Annotated in this window: 18 protein-coding genes; 8 read left to right on the forward strand and 10 right to left on the reverse strand. The window is 68.4% G+C overall.

The annotated features are described in order from the left end of the window. Window positions 1–21: 21 nt before the first annotated feature. Both DB31_RS01895 and DB31_RS45890 read right to left on the reverse strand, forming a co-directional pair. Entirely contained in the window at window positions 22–1,203 is a 1,182-nt protein-coding gene (locus DB31_RS01895) for a lipid-transfer protein (protein WP_044181122.1), read from the reverse strand. Between the two features lie 26 nt (window positions 1,204–1,229). Beyond that, window positions 1,230–3,851: an SDR family NAD(P)-dependent oxidoreductase gene (locus tag DB31_RS45890; RefSeq protein WP_063769178.1), complete on the reverse strand. Its 2,622-nt coding sequence runs from the start codon at window positions 3,849–3,851 to the stop codon at window positions 1,230–1,232. Window positions 3,852–4,043: 192 nt separating this feature from the next. On the opposite strand from DB31_RS45890, the gene amrB reads away from it, so the two are divergent. Genes amrB through DB31_RS01920 form a run of 4 tightly spaced genes read left to right on the forward strand, consistent with a single transcriptional unit; the run spans window position 4,044 to window position 7,004 of the window. Further along, complete coding sequence (gene amrB / locus DB31_RS01905) at window positions 4,044–4,850, forward strand: AmmeMemoRadiSam system protein B (protein WP_044181125.1); 807 nt, start codon at window positions 4,044–4,046, stop codon at window positions 4,848–4,850. Further along, a complete protein-coding gene (gene amrA, locus DB31_RS01910) occupies window positions 4,847–5,398 on the forward strand; it encodes an AmmeMemoRadiSam system protein A (protein WP_044181128.1) in 552 nt (183 codons plus the stop codon). The genes amrB and amrA overlap by 4 nt, the downstream gene beginning before the upstream one ends. 21 nt (window positions 5,399–5,419) lie before the next feature. Further along, window positions 5,420–5,959 carry an ester cyclase gene (locus tag DB31_RS01915; protein ID WP_044181131.1) on the forward strand — a complete coding sequence of 180 codons (540 nt, stop codon included), beginning with the start codon at window positions 5,420–5,422 and terminating at the stop codon, window positions 5,957–5,959. Window positions 5,960–6,005: 46 nt separating this feature from the next. Beyond that, window positions 6,006–7,004 carry a carbohydrate binding domain-containing protein gene (locus DB31_RS01920; protein WP_044181134.1) on the forward strand — a complete coding sequence of 333 codons (999 nt, stop codon included), beginning with the start codon at window positions 6,006–6,008 and terminating at the stop codon, window positions 7,002–7,004. Here the strand turns inward: DB31_RS01920 and DB31_RS51155 are convergent. From DB31_RS51155 to DB31_RS01945, 5 genes are all read right to left on the reverse strand, one after another. Continuing rightward, the gene (locus DB31_RS51155; RefSeq protein WP_044181137.1) at window positions 7,001–8,191 is read right to left on the reverse strand and encodes a type II secretion system F family protein; all 1,191 of its coding nucleotides are present in this window, start codon (window positions 8,189–8,191) and stop codon (window positions 7,001–7,003) included. The genes DB31_RS01920 and DB31_RS51155 overlap by 4 nt on opposite strands. A 21-nt stretch (window positions 8,192–8,212) precedes the next feature. Continuing rightward, window positions 8,213–8,899: a hypothetical protein gene (locus DB31_RS44425; protein ID WP_052419650.1), complete on the reverse strand. Its 687-nt coding sequence runs from the start codon at window positions 8,897–8,899 to the stop codon at window positions 8,213–8,215. Then, window positions 8,896–10,464 carry an AAA family ATPase gene (locus DB31_RS01935; protein ID WP_044181140.1) on the reverse strand — a complete coding sequence of 523 codons (1,569 nt, stop codon included), beginning with the start codon at window positions 10,462–10,464 and terminating at the stop codon, window positions 8,896–8,898. The genes DB31_RS44425 and DB31_RS01935 overlap by 4 nt, the downstream gene beginning before the upstream one ends. A 19-nt stretch (window positions 10,465–10,483) precedes the next feature. Continuing rightward, entirely contained in the window at window positions 10,484–11,098 is a 615-nt protein-coding gene (locus DB31_RS01940; RefSeq protein WP_044181143.1) for an SRPBCC family protein, read from the reverse strand. 70 nt (window positions 11,099–11,168) lie between these two features. Further along, window positions 11,169–12,269, reverse strand: a complete 1,101-nt coding sequence (locus DB31_RS01945; protein WP_044181145.1) for a hypothetical protein — start codon at window positions 12,267–12,269, stop codon at window positions 11,169–11,171. A gap of 164 nt (window positions 12,270–12,433) precedes the next feature. Between DB31_RS01945 and DB31_RS01950 the strand changes: the two genes are divergently transcribed. After that, on the forward strand, window positions 12,434–13,525 hold the full coding sequence (locus tag DB31_RS01950) for an endonuclease/exonuclease/phosphatase family protein (RefSeq protein WP_052419651.1): 1,092 nt from the start codon (window positions 12,434–12,436) through the stop codon (window positions 13,523–13,525). Window positions 13,526–13,554: 29 nt separating this feature from the next. Continuing rightward, window positions 13,555–14,589 (forward strand): M28 family metallopeptidase, encoded by a 1,035-nt coding sequence (locus tag DB31_RS01955; protein WP_083967965.1) that lies wholly within the window; start codon window positions 13,555–13,557, stop codon window positions 14,587–14,589. Window position 14,590: 1 nt separating this feature from the next. Here the strand turns inward: DB31_RS01955 and DB31_RS01960 are convergent, their stop codons facing one another. Next, on the reverse strand, window positions 14,591–15,112 hold the full coding sequence (locus DB31_RS01960) for a cupin domain-containing protein (protein WP_240486477.1): 522 nt from the start codon (window positions 15,110–15,112) through the stop codon (window positions 14,591–14,593). 420 nt (window positions 15,113–15,532) lie between these two features. Here DB31_RS01960 and DB31_RS01965 point away from each other — a divergent pair, with 420 nt between their 5' ends. Further along, window positions 15,533–17,077, forward strand: coding sequence for an ABC transporter substrate-binding protein/permease (locus DB31_RS01965; protein ID WP_240486478.1), 1,545 nt, complete (start codon window positions 15,533–15,535; stop codon window positions 17,075–17,077). After that, entirely contained in the window at window positions 17,074–17,853 is a 780-nt protein-coding gene (locus tag DB31_RS01970) for an amino acid ABC transporter ATP-binding protein (RefSeq protein ID WP_044181151.1), read from the forward strand. The genes DB31_RS01965 and DB31_RS01970 overlap by 4 nt, the downstream gene beginning before the upstream one ends. A gap of 46 nt (window positions 17,854–17,899) precedes the next feature. Here the strand turns inward: DB31_RS01970 and DB31_RS01975 are convergent, their stop codons facing one another. Together DB31_RS01975 and DB31_RS01980 are read right to left on the reverse strand one after the other, a co-directional pair. Next, complete coding sequence (locus tag DB31_RS01975; protein WP_044181153.1) at window positions 17,900–18,349, reverse strand: hypothetical protein; 450 nt, start codon at window positions 18,347–18,349, stop codon at window positions 17,900–17,902. Between the two features lies 1 nt (window position 18,350). After that, window positions 18,351–20,204, reverse strand: a complete 1,854-nt coding sequence (locus DB31_RS01980; protein WP_044181156.1) for a cytochrome c3 family protein — start codon at window positions 20,202–20,204, stop codon at window positions 18,351–18,353. Window positions 20,205–20,265 lie beyond the last annotated feature (61 nt).

A 20,265-nucleotide genomic window follows, 5' to 3' on the forward strand; every position in this document is an offset into this window, starting at 1 on the left:
GGCCCGCTGCGGAAGAAGGCGCTACGAGTCGCGGCGGTAGAGCGTCATCACGCAAGCGCCGCCCAGCCCCAGGTTGTGCTGGAGGGCGACGCGCGCGTTCTCCACCTGGCGCTGCTCGGCCTGGCCGCGGAGCTGCCATACCAGCTCCGTGCACTGCGCCAGGCCCGTGGCACCCAGCGGGTGGCCCTTGGAGAGCAGGCCGCCCGACGGGTTGGTGACGAACTTGCCGCCGTAGGTGTTGTCGCCGTCCCAGATGAACTTCTCGGCCTCGCCCTCCTTGCACAGGCCGATGGCCTCGTACGTGAGCAGCTCGTTGGCCGTGAAGCAGTCGTGCAGCTCCACCACATCCACGTCCTCGGGGCCCACGCCAGCGCGCTCGTAGATCTGCTTGGCCGCCTTCGCCGCCATGTCGAAGCCCACCATCTTGATCATGCTGTTCTCGAAGCTCGAGGGCAGATCCGTGGTCATCGTCTGCGCGGCGATGTACACCGGCTTGGTGATGCCGTGCTTCCGGGCGAACTCGTCCGAGCACAGCACCGCCGCCGCCGCACCGCACGTGGGCGGGCAGCACTGGTAGCGCGTGAGCGGATCGAACACCTCCTCCGAAGCCAGCACCTCCTCCACCGTGAGCGGCTGGCTAAACAACGCGTACGGGTTCTTCGCGGCGTGCTTGCGCGCCTTCTCGGAGATCTTCGCGAACGTCTCGCGCTTGGTGCCGTACTTCCAGCGGTACTCGCGGCCCGCGCCGCCGAACATCTGCGCCGTCAGCGGCCCGCTGGCGAAGCCCTGGGTGCGGTTCAGCACGTCCACGTGCCGCTCCACCGGATTCACCCGGTCGTCATACTTGGCGCCCAGCGCGCCCTTCTCCATCTTCTCGAAGCCGAGCGCCAGCACGCACTCGGCCATCCCACCCTCGATGGCCTGCCGCGCCAGGTAGAGCGCGGTGGAGCCCGTGGAGCAGTTGTTGTTCACGTTGATGACGGGGATGCCCGTCAGCCCCAGCCCGTAGACGGCGCGCTGGCCGCAGGTGCTGTCGCCGTAGACGTACCCCACGAAGGCCTGCTCGATGTCCTCGTAGCGCACGCCCGCGTCCTGCAACGCCGCGCGCCCGGCCTTCGCCGCCATCACGTCATACTCTTCGCTCGCGCCGGGCTTGGCGAACTTGATCATGCCCACACCGGCGACATTGACTCGACGACCCATGACTCGTCTCTCCTTCGTGATGCGCGTCAGACCAGATTCTTGAGGAACCCCAGCCGGTGGGCGACTCGCACTTCGCCGTCCACCCGCAACTTACTCCGCTGGTAGAGCTCCTGAGCAGCGGTGCCCTTGGCCAGCGCCAGCAGCTCCTCGTCGGCCAGCGTCAGCGTCGCGGCGGCGCCTGCCTGAGTGCCCTGCGTCACGCTGCCGGGAGCCGAGCGCAGATCCACCACCCAGGTGCTCTCGGGCGCGGTGATCTTGAACTGGATCAGGGCGTTGACCTCGGCGGCCAGCTCGGGGCTCTTCGCCAGCCGCTCCTGCAACGCCTTGAAGATGGCGGGAGCAGAGCCGGCGCCGCTGCTCTTCGCGGTGTCCGCCGCATGGGGGGCCTCCGCCTTCGGCGCCTCCGCCACTTCCTTCTGATCGATCTTCGTGAGGAAGTTCAGCTTCTGCGACGCCATCACGTTGCCGGAGACCTTGAGCTTGCCGCCGAAGTACAGCTTCTGCGGGTCGGCCTTGCCGGACGTCATCGCCAGGAAGTCCGCGTCGGTCAGGTCCAGCGTGCAGTCGGCCTTGCCCACCGCGCCCTGCGTCACACTGCCCTGCCCGTTCTTCAAGTCCAACGTCCAGGAGCTGTCCGGCTGGCTGAGCTTGAAGTGGTAGACGTTGGCCACTTTGCCCACCAGCTCCGAGTGCTTCTGCACGTAGCGGCCGATGGCGGCGAACACCTCCGCACTGCCGGGGCCGCCCTGCTGCGCGGCAGCCGGAACGACGGGGGCGGCGGACGCCTGAGCGGCCTCGGCCTTGGGAGCCGGGGCGGCCTTGGGAGCCGGGGCGGCCTTGGGAAGCTCGGTGTGCAGCTCGATGGCGGCGTTGCTGATCACCACCTTCTCGCGCTCCAGCACCTTGCAGCGGACGATGATGCGCGAGTCGGACTCCTTCCACATCTCGGTCTGCAGCGTCTCGCCCGGGAAGACGGACTCGGCGAAGCGGACCTTGATGCTCTTGAAGAAGCGCCCATCACTGTCCCGGAAGGTCTTGAGCACGTGCCGCACCACGTGGCCGTAGGTACACAGGCCGTGGAGGATGGGCTTGGGGAACCCGAATGCCCCGGCGAACTCGGGGTCCGCGTGCAGCGGGTTCCAGTCTCCGGACAACCGGTAGAGCAGCGCCTGGTTCTCCTGCGTCTTCTCCGTCACCACCGCGTCCGGAGCGCGCTCCGGCGGCACGTTGATGTCGCTCGCGGGCCCGCGCTCGCCACCCCAGCCGCCCGCGCCGCGCACGAAGAGGGTCATCTCGTTGCGCGCCAGTTCCTCGCCCGTCTCTGCGTTGAAGGTGCGGATGTCCGTGACGACCAAGGCATTCTTGCCTTTGTCGAAGATGTCCTTGACCTTCCCCTGGTGGCGCAGCTTGGCGTGCGGCGGCAGCGGCCGGAGCAGCTCGGTGTACTGCTCGCCGTGTAGCACGCGATCCAGTCCGTAGTTGAGCCCGGGGGCCTGCTTGCCCTCGGCCACCAGCTTGAGCACGGCGTTCACCGCGGGGACCACGGCGTAGCTCGGCAGGGCCTGGAAGCCATCCCCGTGGTTCTCGTAGACGAAGCGCAGCTCCTTCGGGTTCAGCGGATCTCTCGCGGCGCCCACGCCCAGTGCGTAGAGCGACAAGTCCTTCTCGTCATACGACGTGGTGATGGGCGGGAACTCGAAGCCCAGGGCCTCGTCCACATCGATGAGTTCGTTGCCGCCCCGGCTCTTCGTGCCCAGGTTCTCCATCACCGGCTGCGTCGCCCCGGTGATGTCCTCGGGGAAGGTGGCCTTGCCGAAGTCGGTGATGCGCTCCCAGTTCCGCTGGACGAGCTCGGGGGTGATGTTGCGCCCCAGCTTGAAGCGGGCGCCCTCGGTGCGCTGCCAGCGCAGCTTCGACATGAAGCCGCCGCCCACCTCGAAGATGCCGCCGTTCTCCTGGCTCTCCTCGTGGCAGAGCACGGCGACCAGCGGGCTCACGTACTCGGGCTTGAGCGCGTCCGTCACCTCCTTGGGGAGGATCGTCTCCGTGAGGCGCGAGCCTGCAATGGGCGCAATCACGTTGGCGAACACGTTCTTCTTGGCGCCCTCGATCGCCAGCGTGCGGGCCAGACCCACCAGCCCCAGCTTCGCCGTGCTGTAGTTGGCTTGGCCGAAGTTGCCGTAGAGGCCCGCGGCGGACGAGGTGAAGATGATGCGGCCGAACCCCGCGTCCCGCATGTGGGGCCAGGCGGCGTGGGTGACGCGGAACGCACCGAGCACGTGGACGCGGTAGATCAGCTCCCAGTCCTGCTCCGTCATCTTCTGAAACGAGGAGTCGCGCAGGATGCCGGCGTTGTTGATGATGATGTCCACGCGCTTGAAGTGATCGAGCGCCGCCTGGACGATCTTCCCGCCCTCCTCCACCGAGTCGTAGTTGGCCACGGCCTCGCCGCCCGCGGCCTTGATGTCGGCCACCACCTTGTCGGCGGCCTCCGAGGACTTGCCGCCCCCCGTGGCAGAGCCCCCCAGATCATTGACGACGACCTTGGCGCCGCGGCTGGCCAGCAGCAGCGCGTGTGCGCGGCCAAGGCCCTGACCAGCGCCGGTGACGATTGCAACCCGTCCGTCGAAGCGAAGCTCGTTGCCCATTGATTCTCCTGTCAACGCGTCGGAAGCTTTCTGACAGTCGGCCGGAGAGGCGTCAACCGCTCGCCGACCCGGATTTTTTCACGCAGAGCGTCAGAGCTGACGGGTCGTGCTTGTTCCCCCACCAGGAGTGCAGCGGAGCCGCTGTATGATTGAGAAGGAAGACTTCGAACCTGTCGGGAGGTTCCGAGCGTCATGATCAAGGTACGTCCTCCAGCCGTGGCGGGGGCGTTCTACCCGGGAGATCGGGACCGACTCGCCGCCACCCTCGATCGGCTGCTGGCCGATGCACCTCCGAGCCCCCGCAAGGTGCCTCAGGCGCTGGTCGTTCCCCACGCGGGCTACATCTACTCGGGGCCCATTGCCGCCTCTGCGTATGCGCGGCTGCGCGGCGCGGCGTCTCAGCTCCGCCGCGTGGTGCTGCTCGGCCCCTCACACCGCGTCCGCCTCCGAGGCCTGGCGCTCCCGGACACTGACGGGCTGGCGACGCCGCTGGGAGTGCTGCCCGTGGACTCGGAGGGAGCGGCTGCGGTGGCACGGCTTCCCCAGGTCTCCTCCTCGGCCCTGGCGCACGCTCAGGAGCACTCTCTGGAGGTGCAGTTCCCCTTCCTCCAGCGCGTCCTCCCGGGCGTACCGGTGGTGCCGCTCGTGGTGGGTGCGGCCAGCGCGGAGCAGGTGGCGGAGGTCCTCGAGCAGCTCTGGGCGCAAGAGGGCACGCTCGTCCTGATCAGCTCGGATCTCTCGCACTACCTCACCTATGAGGAAGCGCGCGAGGTGGACCGCGAGACGGCGGACCGCATCCTCGCGCTCGGCGCAGAGCAGGTGGACACGGATCAGGCCTGCGGGGCCATTCCACTGAGCGGCCTGCTGCTCGCGGCCCTGCGCCGAGGCCTGCGCGCCGAGGAGCTGGATCTGCGCAACTCGGGAGATACGGCGGGCGACCGCTCCCGGGTGGTGGGTTACGGAGCCTTCGCCTTTGATTTGCCCCAGGAGACTGTATGAGCCGAGGCCTCACCTTGCTTGCTCTTGCCCGTGCCGCGGTGGATGAGTCACTCGAAGGTCCGCAGGTCCAGGTGCCTCAGGATCCCTGGCTGAACGAGCCCGGGGCCTGCTTCGTGACGCTGCGCAAGGACGGCGAGCTGCGCGGCTGTATTGGCAGCCTGGAGGCTCACCGGCCGCTGGCGGAGGATCTGATCCACAACGCGAGGGGAGCGGCCCATCGGGATCCACGCTTCGAGCCGCTGCAGCGCAACGAGCTGAACCGGGTGCGCTTCGAGGTGAGTCTGCTGTCGCCGCTGGAGCCCCTGGAGGTGAAGACGGAGCAGGAAGCCATCGCGGCGCTGCGCCCAGGGATGGATGGGGCGCTGCTGCAGTGGGGGCCCTACCGTGGGGTCTTCATCCCGAAGATGTGGAAGCAGCTGCCGAATCCGCTGGAGTTTCTTGCGTTTCTGCGACGCAAGGCGGGCCTGTCGTCGCAGGACTGGTATCCTGGCACACAGTTGTGGCGCTTCACCGCCGAGGACTGGGCCGAGCCAGAGTTGCGCAACTGATCGGTGGTAGGGTCTCCGAGCATGACCCTGTCCGATGATCTGCGCGCCCGCCGCGAGGCGCTCATTCGCGAGCACTTCGAGTCGGAGAACCGGCTCGACTTCGACGCGACACTGGCGACGTTCCTCCACCCGCGCTACGAGCTGGTGGCCACGGGGGATGTGTACGACGGCCCCGAAGAGGTGATGCGGTATTTCCGGGAGTCGCGCGGAGCGTTCCCGGATCAGCGCAACCGCTTGCTGGCGCTGCACCACGCGGACAACGCGATCATCACCGAGTTCGAGCTGTACGGGACGCACCTGGGCAACTACCGGGGGCTGCCACCCACGGGGCGCGCGTTCACGGCGCGGATGAGCGCCGTCTTCATCTTCGAGGGGGAGCTGTTGGTGTGCGAGCGTGTGTACTTCGACGCGGCCACCATCCTCCGGCAGCTCGGCATTGCCCACGATCCGCTGACCCTCAAGGGGCGGCTGGCTACGGCCCTGAACCACCCGCTCACGGTGGGAGGCGCCTTCCTACGACAGGCGCTGCGCCGCGTGAGCGGAGAGAAGGCCCAACCCTAACGGTGTCATGCGGGCCTCACCCGTCTTGGAAAGGAAAGGCAGACCCATGAACTCCCTTCTTCGCAAGCCGTGGTGGTTGAGCCTCGTGGCGCTGGGCCTGTGGCAGGGCTGCGGCGAGCCCCAGGCCCCCGTCGCCAAGAGCTCCAACTTGATCGTCAACGGCTCCTTCGAGGGCAAGCTGGACCCGTGGTGGACGGCCAATGACTCGGAGGGCGGCACCGGCGGCACGAGCCCCGCAGCCGCGGACATTGGCTCCTCCGGGATGGCGCTCCACAAGGGCAAGGGCGGCTGGGGCTTCATGGTGGGCCAGGAGACGTCGGGCCACAGCGCCATGCAGACCTTCCAGTTCAAGGCCCGCATCCGAGGCGCCCAGGGTGGCGAGCGCGTCAACGTCAGCTTTCACGGCCAGAGCTTCGACGTCATCGCCGAGCCTCTCTGGCGAACGGTGGACCGGCTGGTGCTCATCCCCGATGGCGGCGGCGGAACCACGGCGATGATCACCGCCACCTCGGACGACTCCACCGTCCATGTGGATGATGTGTCCGCCTTCTGGGTTGAGGTGGCTCGAGGCGACGCCGACAACGAGGACGGCAACCTGCTCCGCAATGCCTCCTTCGAGAGCGATCTCGGGCTGTGGACCTTCTGGGCGGACGTGCCCGAGGAAGGCCGCGCGTGGACCACGCCGGACGGGCGGAGCTCCGGCTATGCGGGCCTGGCGCTGACCCGAGGGCCCTCGGGAGCCCTCACCACCCTCAAGCAGATGCTGCAGGAGCCCGTCTTCCAGGGCGAGAAGTACCGTATCGAGGCTCGCGTCCGCGGCGAGCACGGGGGTGAGCAGGTGAACCTGTGCTTGCAGATGAAAGACGAGCCATGGACCGGGCCCTGCATCCAGGTGACGGCTTCCACTCAGTGGCAGCACGCCTCCCAGACGGTGAGCATCGAGGAGGACCTGAACGACAAGCGCGTGGGCCTGCTGGTGTCGCTGTCCACCGAGGGCACCGCCTACGTGGATGACGTGATCGTCGTGCGCACCCAGAAGCGCTAGCCGCGCCCCAGGTTTTCCAGGCTGCGGTAGTACTCCCGCTGGGACTCGAAGATCCGCAGGATGTTGGTGACCACCAGGAACGACACCAGCATGACGATGCAGATCACCATCAGCACCTGCAGGGTCCGCAGCCCGGACTCGGCCTGAGACTTCGCCTGCTGCTGGAGGAGCGGCGGGAGGTGGCCCGTGCGCTCCGCCGTGGCGACCTGCCGCAGGCCCTCGCCGTCGAGCACGTCCAGCCACTCCACCACGTCCGTGAGCGAGGCACCGCTCCGCAGCCGGTGCACCGCCGCCCCCGCGCGCGACTGGAGCTTCGCGCTCCCCGTGGCCTCCAATGCCAGTTGCAGGCTGCGCGCCGCGTCCAACCCTGCCCCCAGGCACGAGCCCAGCACCTGGCAGAAGCGGCTGGCCTCGGTCTTCCGGTAGAAGCCCCCGAGCAACGGGAGGCGCAGGCGGAGCTCGGCCCAGCGATCCTCGACGCCCAGCGCGGCCAGCAGCAGCGGGAACGAGAGGGCCGTCAGCGCGATCCCCGTCACCTTCAGCAGCCGGGCGAACAGCGAGCCGGTGAGCGCCAACGGGAGCACATCCAGGGACTTCGCCTCCTGGACGCTCCCAGCCCCATCCAGGAGCGCGCCGCCGATGAGGAAGGCCACCAGCAGGTACGCGGGATAGAGGCACATCGAGAGCGTGCGCCAGCGCAGCTTGTGCAGTTCCTGCATGCGCTCGATGACACCGGCCAGCGCAGACTCGAGCGTCCCGGACACCTCCGCTGCCTCCATGGCCGCCACCACCTGCGGCTCGAACCAAACGGGATGCCGACGCATCGCCTCGGCGAGGCCCGCTCCCTGGGAGATGGCGGCGCCCACCTGGGCAATGGCGCGCCGGAACGGATCCTTGTCGGCGCCCCTCGACAGTTCAGTGAAGGCGATCGACAGGGGCACGCCCGCCTTCAACATGCTGTGCAGCCCGGTGAAGAAGGTCAGCCGCCGCCGGTGCCGGGCCATGGCCACCAGCGGGTGCCGCGCCCACGCCCGGGCCACCCGCTCCTTCACATCGCTGGAGGCCGGAGGACGCTGCGCCGTGCGAACTCCCGGCGGCCGCGCTTGCACGCTGTTCGGACTCCGCTCCCGGCCCCGCTCCTCCTGCTGTGCCGGAGGCTTCGTCCGCGCTGGCTGCCGCTCATTCATGGCGTGCTCTCGGGGTCCAGCTCAGAGCCCGTTCCGGCCCTTCGAATTGAAGGGAAGAAACAGGAACACGAGGATGATTCCCAGCCCCGCGGCCAGGCGCCGCCCGTCCCTGCCGCCCGTGAGTGCAATAACGAAGGGCACGAGGCAGAGCGCCCCGGCGATGGCCCACCGCACCCACCTGATGGGGATGAACCCCAACAGCCACATGCCCGGAGTGCTCTCCAGTTCGTGTCCCCCTCTCCCCCACGGCTCATTGCGCAGCTTCTCCTTCAGCGCCGCCCGCTCGGCTTCCTCCTGCTTCTGCTGAGCCTCCTGCTGCTGGCGCCACTCCGCGTGAGCCTGCGCCTGAGCCTGCGCCTCGGACTGCCGCGACTGTCTCAGCCGCTCGTTGTACTCGCGCTGCTGGGGAGTGTTCAGGTCCGCGCCGCAGACCGTGCACGTGTCGTCATAGCGGCCGTTCTCGGACTCGCACCGGCCACAACGCGGGAAATGCTCTTCTCCCGAGGCCTCGGGCGCCAACGCCAGCGGCGCCTCGCCCCGGAAGCGCTCCAGGTGGGTCTCGGGCACCTCGGACGCCTGGGGAGCCTCGCCCCGCCGCGCCAGCGCCTCGAAGCGGCTGCCGCTCTGAAGCTGGGAAGGCTCCTCCGGCTTCGGACGCTCTCCGCGCGAGCGCTCCAGGTGCAGGAAGCGGGAGAACTTGGACGTCATCGCCCGACCTCCGGCGCGCCGCCGTGCACCGATGCCGGCCGGGTCCGCCCCTTGGCCCACACGCGCAGCCGGGAGATCTCATCTCGCATGGTGACGGACAGCGGGAACGTCTCCCGGATGGCGCGCACCAAGTGCGGCTGCGCGAGCTCCACGCTCTCGGCGAAAGCCTCGTACAGCCCGGCGATCACCGCCTGCTCGATCTCCGCGCCGCTGAAGCCGTCCGACAGCGTGGCCAGCGCCTCCAGATCATAGTTCGCGGGCGGCCGGCGCCGCCGGTGAAGGTGGATGCGGAAGATCTCCCGGCGCTCGGCCTGCTCGGGCAGATCGATGAAGAAGATCTCATCGAAGCGCCCCTTGCGCAGCACCTCGGGAGGCAGGCCTTCAATCCGGTTGGCGGTGGCCACCACGAACACGGGCGCCGTCTTCTCCTGCAGCCACGTGAGCAGCGTACCGAAGACGCGGGCGGAGACGCCGCTGTCCCCCGTGCTGGAGGAGGCCACGCCCGACAGGCCCTTCTCAATCTCGTCCACCCAGAGCACCACGGGGGCCACGCTCTCGGCGGCGCGGATGGCCTTGCGCAGGTTCTCCTCGGACGAGCCGATGAGCCCGCTGAAGATGCGGCCCATGTCCAGCCGCAGCAGCGGCAGGTTCCAGTGCGCGGAGATGGCCTTCGCGGTGAGGCTCTTGCCGCAGCCCTGCACACCCAGCAGCAGCACGCCGCGAGGCTCGGGCAGCCCGAACTGGCGGGCGCGCTCTCCAAAGGCGGCAGTGCGCTGTCCCAGCCATGCCTTGAGGTTCTGCAGGCCGCCCACGTTTCCCAGCGTCTCGTCCGGAGGGTAGTACTCGAGCAGGCCGTTCTTGCGGATCACCTGCCGCTTCTCGTCCTGGATGCGCTTGATGTCATCCACACCCAGCTTGCCGTCGTGGGCAATGGCCTTGGCGAAGGCGTTCTCCGCCTCGGAGAGCGTCAGCCCGAGCGCCGCCTTGATGATCTGATCGGCGTGCTCGCGCGACAGCTCCACGGTGGCCTTGTTGCCCTTGCGGACGACGGCGACGATCTCCTTCAGGAGATTCATCAAGTCGTTGTACCCGGGCAGGGGCACGTCGATGACGGAGACCTCCTTCTCCAGCTCGACGGGAATGCTGAGCGTGGGGCCCAGGATGATGACGGTGGTGAAGGTGCTCTTGAGGAAGTGGGCCAGCTCGCGCACGGCCCGCACCACACCCTTGTCCTCGAGGTACGGGTGGAAGTCCTTGAGCACCACCAGGGACGGCTCGTTCAGCTTCTCGATGGCCGCCAGCGCATCAATGGGGTTGCGCGTGTCGTCGGGATTGATCTGGGTCCGAGAGCCGCCCACGTTGCGCAGCCCTCGGGTGATGGACCAATGGAAGAGCGCCTTGCTGTGCGAGCGGGCCAGCTCGGACAGGATGGTGTCCACCCGGTGCTCTTCCCAGGACACCAGATAGAGCAACGGGTAGCGAGCCCGGATCAGGATGTCGAGTTCCTCCAGCCACGGCACGGAGGGAGCGCGGGAGGAGGATGAACCGGGAGCCGCGAGCGTCATACCCCCAGAATACCAAGGTTCAGGGAGTCGCGGGCGCGGCCACCGGAGCCGCAACAGCAGTCCCCTCCTGCTCCGCCTGAACCGCCGCTGCCGCACCCTTGCGCTGCTCGGCGGCGGCCTTGAGCTTCGTCAGGCCCGTCTGGAAGTTGTTGGCCAGCATGTTCTCGATGAAGCCCACGAAGTACCCACCGATGACGGGGGGCAGCGTGCCTTCATCCACCCACGTGATCTGGGTGCCCCCGCCCTGGGTCGTCCAGGTGAGCGAGCCCTTCGCGTTCACTTCCTTGTCGGTCTCGATCATCTCGTCCACCCAGACGCCGGAGCCGGGCTCGCTCTTGGTGATCGTCATCTTCCCGCGCCCCATCTTCGGACCGTTCCAGGACCACCACGCACCCGGCCCGGACGCGGGGCCGCCGTACTCCCACTTCACCTCGGGATCCATGTCCTTGTTCCAGGCGGCCCAGGACGGCCATTCCTTGAGATCGCTCACGAGCGGGTAGATGTGCTCGGGCCCGGCGTTGACGAGCACCACCTGCTCGACGTGCCATTTGCGAGGCAGGAAGAACCCCACCACCACGAGCACCGCCACCAGGGCCGCGAGGCCCAGCCCGGCGATCTTCACAACGCGCTTCATGCTTCTTCTCCAGTGCCTAGAAGGAATACGGCGAAGGCGCGGCACCATACACCGAGCCGGCCCGACTCCATCAGTAGGCCCAGGAGCCGATGGAGAAGGCGTGCGTCACCTTGTGGTTGAGCCAGAGGGCGAGCAGCGCGACAGACCACCGCAGCCAGGTCGGTCTCCGAGCGAGCCAGTCGCCCACCTGAAACAGCACGGGGAACATCACCGCGCCGAAGCGGAACGCATTGCCCAGATCTCCTTGGGGCAGCATGACGAGCAGTCCGAGCAACCCATACAGCGCGAGCACCTTGCTCCGGCGGATCAGCGCAATGGAGCCGGCGAGCCACACCGCGCCGAAGAGGTTGCGCAGGCCCAGCCACCACCCCGGCTGGTGCCACTCGTTGCCGAACCAGAGCCCCCGGAGGGCGCCCCACAGCGAGTCCACGTGGTGCCAGTTCTGTTGGGCGTGCAGCTGCGCGAGCGGATCTCCGGTCTCTCGCCACAAGAAGACAAGGAACCCACCAAAGGACAGGAGCGCGGCGCCACCCACCACCGAGAACCGAGCGAGCCGACCCAGCCACGGCCCTGGAGTGCGGGCCACCAGGAGCGCGGCGGTGATGGCGACGAAGACCCCCTGATTGCGCGTCCACACACAGAGCGCGACAAAGGCCACCGTGCGCCAGAGCTGCCTCTCCCAGGCACAAGCCAGGGCACCGAAGGACAAGAGCAGGAAGAGGCCCTCGGTGTGGTGCGAATGCAGGGCAAAGCTGGCCGGGCTGTAGAGGAAGAAGAACCAGCCCCACATCGTGCGCGGCTCGAGCGGAGAAGGCTCCACCGCACGGGCCCCCCGCGCAGACACCCACGTGACGAACGCCAGCAAGCAGAGCGAGGACAGCACGCAGCCCATCACCTGGGGCGGCAGCGTGCCTCCCAGCAGCGTGCGCAGCGCCCCCACCACGCCCGGGTAGAGGGGAAGGAAGGCGCGCAGCGCCGGGTCATACCCCTCGGTGATGATGCGGGTGTAGAGGTGCGAGTCCCAGCGGTCGATGGCCTCCAGGAACGGGAACCCGCGGCGGAACGCCGTCCAGGCCCACAGGCCGAAGTGGTGCACCAGCATCAACGCGGTGAGCCCCAGCGCCACGGGAGCGCGGGGGACCAGGGAGACTCTCGCGTCGCCAGGCTTCACGCGCGTGAGTCTCGGGTGGGAGCTGGCTGGCGGCAAGTGTCTCCTCGCCCCGCCTGGAGCGCTGGGCCTCCGTTTTCCCGCTCGGGTGCTCCTGGTAGATTCGCGCGAGGTGCCTCGCACCCGCCCCGCCCAGGGGCTTGTCCCTCCTCCCTCCCCCGAGAGCCATGAACTCCTCCCCGCGTCGCAGGCCGCACCTGCTGCTTCCCCTGTTCACCTGCTCCGCCTTGCTCGTCTCCGCCTGTGGCAAGGACGACTCGAAGCCCACAGGCCCGGTCGACGTCACGGTGATGACGCGCAACGTCTACCTGGGGGCCAACATCTTCCTGCTCTCCCAGGCCAAGACGCGGCAGGAAGTGCCGAGCGTTGCCGCGCAGCTCTACGCCACGGTGCAGGCGACGAACTTCCCGGAGCGGGCCGGAGCGCTCGCGGCGGAAATCGAGGCGAAGAAGCCAGCGCTGGTGGGCCTCCAGGAGGTGTCGCTCTACCGGACGCAGCACCCGAGCGACTTCTTCTCCAACGGGGCGGTGAACGCGCTGGTGGACTCGTACGACTTCCTCGGGCTGCTGCAGGCGAAGCTCCGCGAGCGAGGGCTGGACTACCGCGTCGCCGCGCGGGTGAAGAACGGGGACGCCGAGCTGCCGGCGGCGCTCTCGGGAAACCCGAGCGACCTCACCGACATCCGCCTGACGGACTACGACGTCATCCTCGCGCGCGGCGATGTCCAGACGTCGGAGGCGGTAGAGCAGAACTACGTGCACAACGCGCAGGTGGCCGTGGGCGGCAGCACCGTCACCTTCACGCGCGGCTTCACGAAGGTGGACGCCGAGGTGGACGGCGCGAAGTTCACCTTCGTCAACTCGCACCTCGAAGGCCTCATGCCCGCCAACGAGGAGCAGGCCCACGAGCTCGTCGGCATTCTCGAGGGCTTCCGCCAGCCGCTCATCCTGGTGGGCGATCTGAACACCGGCCCCGGCAGCTCCACCCCCGCCTACGGCATCTTCTCCGAGGCGGGCTACACCGATGCCTGGACAGTGGCGGGCTCTGGCTCCGGCTTCACGTGCTGCGTCGGAGAGAAGCTGCTGGACACCAACACCTCCGGATTCGACGAGCGCATTGATCTGATGTTCTACGCCGGAGACGGCCTCCAGCCGGTCTCGGCCGAAGTCGTGGGTGACGAGCTGGGCGACCGGACTCCCTCGGGCCTCTGGCCCTCGGACCACGCGGGCACCGTCGTCACGTTCCGCATCAACCGCTGATCTCTCCTTCCCAACACGGGCCCATCGCCATGTCCCTTCGCTCCTTCATCGAGAGCCTCTGTTCCAGTCAGTGTGCCGGCCGCGCCCCCGGCAGTGCAGGAGGAAAGGCCGCGCGGGCGCTCGTGGCACAGGCCTTCCGGGACGCGGGGCTGGAGCCCGAGGAGCAGCCGGTGCCGGGCTGCGGCGGTGCGAACATCCTCGCGCCGCTCCGGGGCGAGCAAGACCGGTGGGTGCTCGTCGCGGCCCACTATGATCACTTGGGCCACCACGACGGCCACACGTATCACGGCGCGGATGACAACGCGGCGGCGGTGGCCATCCTGCTGGAGGTGGCGCGGGCCCTGCGAAAGAACCCTCCGAAGGGCCGAGGTGTCTTGTTCGCCGCGTTCGACAGCGAGGAGATGCCCCACTTCCTCTCGGAGGAGATGGGCTCGGAGTACTACGCGCGTCACCCCACCGTACCGCTGGACCGCATCGACTTGATGGTCTGCATGGACCTGGTGGGCCATGCGGTGGGCCCTGAGGGCGTGCCCGCGGAGGTGAGCCAGTGGGTGTTCGCGCTCGGGGCGGAGCGGAGTGAAGGCACCGGAGCGCTGGTGGATCGCCTCTCTCGGGCGGAGCAAGGCGTCGTCGTCCGGCGGTTCGATGCGGAGACGGTGCCTCCGCTCTCGGACTACTGGGGCTTCTGGCGCCGCAATGTGCCGTTCCTCTTCCTGACCAACGGGCGCTGGCGTCACTACCACACGCCCGAGGACACGCCGGACAAGCTGGACTATCCCAAGATCGAGGCGACAGCCCGCTGGCTGGAGCGGCTCGTGCGGGAGACGTGCGCGCGGCCCGAGGAGAAGATCCGCTTCCTGGAGAACGTGCGGGACGATGCCTCCACGCTGCGTTCGCTCATCGAGCTCACCGGAAAGCTGGAGGCGGTGTCACCGCTGGCCGCCATGGCACGCGAGACGGCCGGACAGCTCCTCACCCACTGTGACGACAAGGGCCGCCTCGCCGAGGCACAGCGGGCGGCCCTGCAGATGCTGGTGTCCCGCATCGAGAGCGGGCTGGCCTGAGCTACCGGGTGATGTTGAAGAAGCTCTTGAGGACGTGGCCGCTCCTCACGTCCCAGAGGATGACCTGGTTCTGGCGGATGAAGTAGCTGTCGCCCGCCTTGAAGGTCTGGCTCTGGCCCGTCTCATCGGTGAGGGTGACTTCACCCTCGAGGATGGTGGCGTGCTCGGTGAACGGGAAGGTGACGCGGATCCGTCCGGAGGTGGCCATGAAGATGCCGGAGGCCACGTTGCCCTCGCGGAAGTCGAAGCGGCCATAGAGCTCCGGCGAGCCGGAGATCACCTCGCCCCCCAGCACCGCGGGAGGACCGAGCCACATCAAGGTGGACCGATCCACGGGAGACCTCGGCGAGTACATGCGCATCTCCTCCACGGCAAGGGTCACGGCCTCGGTGTCGGTCTCGCTCACGAGCGAGCCCGGTGTCAGTTCCTCGAAGCGGCTTGTCGCCACGGCGTTGTTGCCGCGAGGCAGGAGAACGCCCGGGTGGAAGCGCGTGCCGCTGCTGGGAGTGTGCTGTTCGGACATGAGATTCTCCGGATCGGTCTAGGGTGAGGGTCGAGCTGCGCCCAGTACTAACGGGCACGGCCCATTAAGCCGTAGCGAACCATTCGTGGGGACTCGTATACGCAGAGGCGGGGAGGATGCGAGCGCTTGTACGCGCGCTCGGCAGCTCTCGATTTCTCAGCTGGAAAGAAAACCCAGCTGTGTCTCCATCACCTCAGAGGTCTCCTGATGAACACTCGCGCGCGAGTATGTATCACGAGGTTGCACGCGGTGTGACGGGCCCACGGGTCGGAGTGTTGGTACGCCCATGAGTCAGAGCCTGGGGACACAACATCGCCACTTATCAGCGAGGTGAAGGAGCAGACCAGGACTCGAAGGTGCATGCACGAGTGCGCAAGAAGCTCCCGGAGCCCGCCCCGCCGCCTCCTTAGGCTGATATGCATGTCCACGATGGCCGGCCGCCTTGTGGACATCTCCCCTGCTCTCTCCGTGAGCCCTCGTCGCTGGGGACTCGTGGTGGGATGGCTCCTGCTGGTGGGGCTGCTGCTGCCCGGTCTCGCTACCGCCGAGGCGTCAAACAGCCCCTCAGGCCAGCCGGGCGCCTCCCCAGGTGGAGCCCTGGCCCGAATCCAGACTGCAGGCGTGCTGCGGGTGGCCATTGACGCCACCTACCCGCCCATGGAGTTCCTGGAGAAGGGCCAGCCCGTGGGCTTCGACGTCGATCTCGCCCGGGAGATTGCTCGCCGGCTCGGCGTCACCGCCGAGTTCGTCGTCATGGACTGGGACGGCATCCTCGCCGGGCTCACCTCGGGCCGATACGACATCATCCTGTCGTCCATGAACATCACCCCCGCGCGCGAGCAGCAGGTGGACTTCGTCGAGTACGCGCGCATGTCCCAGGTCTTTGTCACAACTCGGAACCGCAACATCCGCACCGAGGAGGAGCTCGCGGGCCAGCGCGTCGCCGTCCAGACGAACACCACCTCACAGCGGTGGGTGCAGCAGCTTCAGCAGCGCGGCGTGGCTGTCCAGGCGATCCGCCCCTTCCCCGGCGCCACCGAGTGCTTCGCCGCCGTGAAGTCCGGCCAGGCGGACGTCATCGTCATCGACGAGCCCGTGGGCCGCTTCTTCGCGCGACGGGATGACACCTTCGTCATCACCGGCCAGGCGCTCGAGCCCGAACCGATCGGCATCGCCATCAACAAGCAGGACGCCGATCTCACCGCCGCCATCGCCCGGGCCTTCGAGGACATCCGAAACAGTGGAACCCTGAAGCGCCTCTCCGAGCACTGGTTTGGCGGCGAGCTGGGGCAGGCGGTGAAGCCCCAGGGCTTCTGGGTCTTCTCCCGCGAGACGGTGCTGCCCCGTGTGCTCCAGGGGCTCGGGGTGACGCTGCAGCTCACGCTGGGCTCTGGGGCGCTCGGCATCACGCTGGGGCTGCTCCTGTCGCTGGCGCGCATCTCCCGCCGCCGTCCCATCCGAGGCGTGGCTCTGGCCTACATCACCCTGTTCCGGGGCACGCCGCTGCTGCTCCAGCTCCTCTTCATCTTCTTCGCGCTGCCGCTGATGTTGGGCGTGCGGCTGGGCCCCATGGCTGCTGGGCTCACGGCGCTGTCGCTCAACGCCGCCGCCTACATCGCGGAGATCTTCCGCGCCGCCATCGAGTCCATCGACAAGGGACAGATGGAGGCGGCGCGGGCGCTCGGCATGAGCCACGAGCTGGCCATGCGCCGGGTCATCCTTCCGCAGACATTCCGCCGCATCATCCCTCCGCTCGTCAATGAGCTGGCCGCGCTGTCCAAGGACACCTCGCTCGTCATGGTCATCGCGCTGCCGGAGATGCTCTACGAGACGAAGCAGCTCGCGGGCACGTACCTGCGCCCCGAGGTGTACGCGTGGGCGGCCATCGGCTACCTGATCATCGTCGTCGCGCTGTCCGCGCTGGCCCAGCGGCTGGAGCGGCGGCTGGAGGCGCGAGGCACATGAGCGGGCCCATCATCCGAGTCGAGGGCCTGCGCAAGTCCTTCGGCGAGCGCGAGGTGCTCCGGGGCATCGACCTGGAGGTGGCCAAGGGCGAGGTCGTCGTCGTCATCGGGCCCAGCGGCTGTGGCAAGTCCACGCTCCTGCGCTGCCTCAACTACCTGGAGGAGCCCACGCAGGGGCGCATCTGGCTCCGGGGCGAGCTGCTCGGACGACAGGACCGGGACGGCCGGCTCGTGCCCCGCCCCGAGGCCGAAGTGGATCGGCAACGGACGCACATCGGCATGGTCTTCCAGCGCTTCAACCTGTTCCCGCACATGACGGCGCTGGGCAACGTCATCGAGGCCCCTCTGCGAGTGAAGCGGATACCCCGGGACAAGGCCGAGGCGCTCGGGCTGCGGCTGCTGGAGCGCGTGGGGCTGTTGGATCGGAAGGACGAGTACCCAGCCCGGCTCTCGGGAGGCCAGCAACAGCGCGTGGCCATTGCGCGCGCCCTGGCCATGGAGCCGGAGGTGATGCTCTTCGACGAGGCCACCTCGGCGCTGGACCCGGAGCTGGCGGACGAGGTGCTCCAGGTGATGCAGGGCCTGGCGCGCGAGGGCATGACGATGCTCGTCGTCACGCACGAGATGGGCTTTGCCCGGGAGGTGGCTCACCGCGTCGTCGTCCTGGACGCGGGCACGGTGCTGGAGCAAGGCCCACCGTCGGTCATCTTCTCCCAGCCGTCCCAGCCGAGGACCCGCGAGTTCCTCCACAAGGTGCTTCACCTCCGTCCAGAATAGAGTCCCCGCGCCATTCCCCAGGGGCCCTCATTCCCGCGTGCTGCGATCAGGTCGAGCGCCGCCACACCGCGAGCGTCTGAAGGACCACCGTATAAAGGATGAACAGCGCCCCCACGGGCGCCAGGAAGACGCCGATGGACGGATCTCCCTCGAGGTGGCCAATGCCCCCGAGCAGGAACCCCAGCGGCATCACGACGCTGCCCGCCCTCAACATCCGCGAGGAACTCGAGCGGCGGCCCTCGCTGAGCGCCGGAGCGTCCGCCCACGGCACATAGATGAGGTTCAGCAATCCGAACGCCGCGCCGTGAAAGTGGGCCAGGGACCAGAGCCGCTGCATCCACGCGTCCCGCACGAGCGGAGCCCAGCGGAAGGCCTCGAGCGCCTCCATCACCGTCCCGAACACCAGCGAGACGAGCAGCAGCGTCCACCCGAACCGGGCATGCACGCGGGCGCGGCCCTGAGCCGCGGGAGCCTCCGTCTTGTTCTGGGTCGTCACGTCACTCGCCTATCTGGATGGGAGGTTGCGCCGCGCGCTTCCGCAAGAGCTGCTCGACCGTAGCGGGCAGAGGCTCGAGCGCGGCATCCAGCGGCACCGCCGGGTCCGGGCGGGGAATATCACCCTTGTCCAGCGCCGCCCACCACTGCCGCCAGCTGCGCACCACCTGCTGGCGCTCCTCGGGCGTGGCCTGGGGCGCGAAGCGCGGCAGCTGCGCCGCCGAGGTGGCCACCGCGGGCTTCACCTCTCCCGCCCGTCCCACCAGCGTCTCCAGCGAGAGCCACGACATCCGCCGGATGGACGCATAGTCATCCTCCATCCCCTGCAAGAGGAAGGGCACGGCCCACAGCCGGGCCAGCGGCGAGCCCGTGGCGCTGCGCTTCTCGCCCAACGCCGTCGCCGCCACCGCGCGCTGCACCACGTCCCCAGACAGGAGCGTCCTCACGCTCTCGGCCACCTCGAACGAAGAGTCCGTGGGCAGCTCCGGAGCCGGCTGCCCCTGCTGCTGCTTCAGGTTCTGCGCCGCCCACTTCACGCTCCGGTCCGTGTGGCAGAGCGTGCACGCTTCCGGCATCTCGTGGCGCCAAGCCCGCGAGGGATCCGGCACCTGGATCCGGTGCGTGGGGTGGATGCGCATGATGCCGTACGCCATCTTCGGCATGTGGCAGGCGTAGCAGTCCGTGCCGGTGGAGCCCTCGCGGTGCCGGCTGTGCTCGGCAGCCTTGGCCACGATGGACGGGTGGCACTCCTGGCACGCCGCGGGCCCGCGCTTCTCCTCGGTGATCATCCCCTTCGGGTCTCCACCGTGCATGCTGTGGCAGTGCTGGCACGTCAGCCCGCCCTTCTGGAAGTCCTTGGACATCAGCAGGCCCTGGTACTCGTAGGCCGTGAGGCGCGGCGTCCCATCGCCCCAGAAGCGCAGCGCCACGTCCACGCCCTCCAGGTGGCTCTCCTTATAGAGAGGGCGCGTGTAGCTCGAGAGGTTGTCCCCCGCCGTGTACGGGTCTCCCTGGGAGAGGAACTCGCGGATGCGCTCCACCGGAGACGGCATGCGCTGGCCGTGGCAGTGGCCGCAGACCTGGATGCGCTGCAGCGGCTCCAGCCGCGCCGGGTTGACGATCGACGGATCCACCTTGCCCGAGTAGTGCAGGTAGTAGCGCCGCACCGGAAACGCGTTGCGGGACACATGTGTCTCGCCCGGTCCGTGGCAGGCCTCGCAGGCAATACCGAGCTCCGCCACGTGGCTGTCGAACTGCTTGCGCTGCCAGTCGTAGCCTGGGCGCGCCTTCACGTTGTGACAGAAAATGCAGTTGGCGTTCCACAGCGCCCGGTGCGCGTTGAAGTCCGTGCCATCCGGATCCAGAAAACCGCCCGCCAGGTGGAACCAGCGCCGTGCCTCGATGTCCCACGCCACCGGCAGGCGCATGTAGCGGTCCGCCTCGCGCACCAGGTACTGCTGCACACGCCGCGAGCCCACCGTGCGCGCCACCTCCTGGCGGCGCAGGCGGCCCTCGCCGTCCAGCGTCTCGATGACGTAGCGCTCCCCGTCTCGGAAGAACCGGGACGTCACCCCCGCGTACGTGAAGCTCACCCCGCTGAAGTCGCCCTGCACCGCCTCGGACGTGGCCTCTTGTGTCATCGTCCGGTGGAACGTGCGGCGCCAGCTCTCGTAGTGGTCCGGATGGCACGGCCGGCACGACGCGGAGCCCGAGTACGGCACGGGGCTCAGCTCCACCGGCGTGCGCACCTCTGCGGCGGTGGCGAGCAGCGCGAGGCCGGCCACCAGGGCCACGACCCCGAGCCCAACGCCCCACACCACGTAGGGGCTGCGCAGGCGCTCGCCAACGGACTTCATGCGCCGATGATTAGGCGCTCCACCCGGGCCGAGTCGATCTCTCTGTGCTCCACCCTGCCCG

The sequence above is a fragment of the Hyalangium minutum genome, assembly GCF_000737315.1.
In the GTDB taxonomy this organism is placed as follows: domain Bacteria; phylum Myxococcota; class Myxococcia; order Myxococcales; family Myxococcaceae; genus Hyalangium; species Hyalangium minutum.

Bases quoted from the DNA above. Each gene is read 5' to 3' on its own strand.
- DB31_RS01895 (WP_044181122.1), bottom strand. From the start codon at position 1,203: ATGGGTCGTCGAGTCAATGTCGCCGGTGTGGGCATGATCAAGTTCGCC.
- DB31_RS45890 (WP_063769178.1), bottom strand. From the start codon at position 3,851: ATGGGCAACGAGCTTCGCTTCGACGGACGGGTTGCAATCGTCACCGGC.
- amrB (WP_044181125.1), top strand. From the start codon at position 4,044: ATGATCAAGGTACGTCCTCCAGCCGTGGCGGGGGCGTTCTACCCGGGA.
- amrA (WP_044181128.1), top strand. From the start codon at position 4,847: ATGAGCCGAGGCCTCACCTTGCTTGCTCTTGCCCGTGCCGCGGTGGAT.
- DB31_RS01915 (WP_044181131.1), top strand. From the start codon at position 5,420: ATGACCCTGTCCGATGATCTGCGCGCCCGCCGCGAGGCGCTCATTCGC.
- DB31_RS01920 (WP_044181134.1), top strand. From the start codon at position 6,006: ATGAACTCCCTTCTTCGCAAGCCGTGGTGGTTGAGCCTCGTGGCGCTG.
- DB31_RS51155 (WP_044181137.1), bottom strand. From the start codon at position 8,191: ATGAATGAGCGGCAGCCAGCGCGGACGAAGCCTCCGGCACAGCAGGAG.
- DB31_RS44425 (WP_052419650.1), bottom strand. From the start codon at position 8,899: ATGACGTCCAAGTTCTCCCGCTTCCTGCACCTGGAGCGCTCGCGCGGA.
- DB31_RS01935 (WP_044181140.1), bottom strand. From the start codon at position 10,464: ATGACGCTCGCGGCTCCCGGTTCATCCTCCTCCCGCGCTCCCTCCGTG.
- DB31_RS01940 (WP_044181143.1), bottom strand. From the start codon at position 11,098: ATGAAGCGCGTTGTGAAGATCGCCGGGCTGGGCCTCGCGGCCCTGGTG.
- DB31_RS01950 (WP_052419651.1), top strand. From the start codon at position 12,434: ATGAACTCCTCCCCGCGTCGCAGGCCGCACCTGCTGCTTCCCCTGTTC.
- DB31_RS01955 (WP_083967965.1), top strand. From the start codon at position 13,555: ATGTCCCTTCGCTCCTTCATCGAGAGCCTCTGTTCCAGTCAGTGTGCC.
- DB31_RS01960 (WP_240486477.1), bottom strand. From the start codon at position 15,112: ATGTCCGAACAGCACACTCCCAGCAGCGGCACGCGCTTCCACCCGGGC.
- DB31_RS01965 (WP_240486478.1), top strand. From the start codon at position 15,533: ATGTCCACGATGGCCGGCCGCCTTGTGGACATCTCCCCTGCTCTCTCC.
- DB31_RS01970 (WP_044181151.1), top strand. From the start codon at position 17,074: ATGAGCGGGCCCATCATCCGAGTCGAGGGCCTGCGCAAGTCCTTCGGC.
- DB31_RS01980 (WP_044181156.1), bottom strand. From the start codon at position 20,204: ATGAAGTCCGTTGGCGAGCGCCTGCGCAGCCCCTACGTGGTGTGGGGC.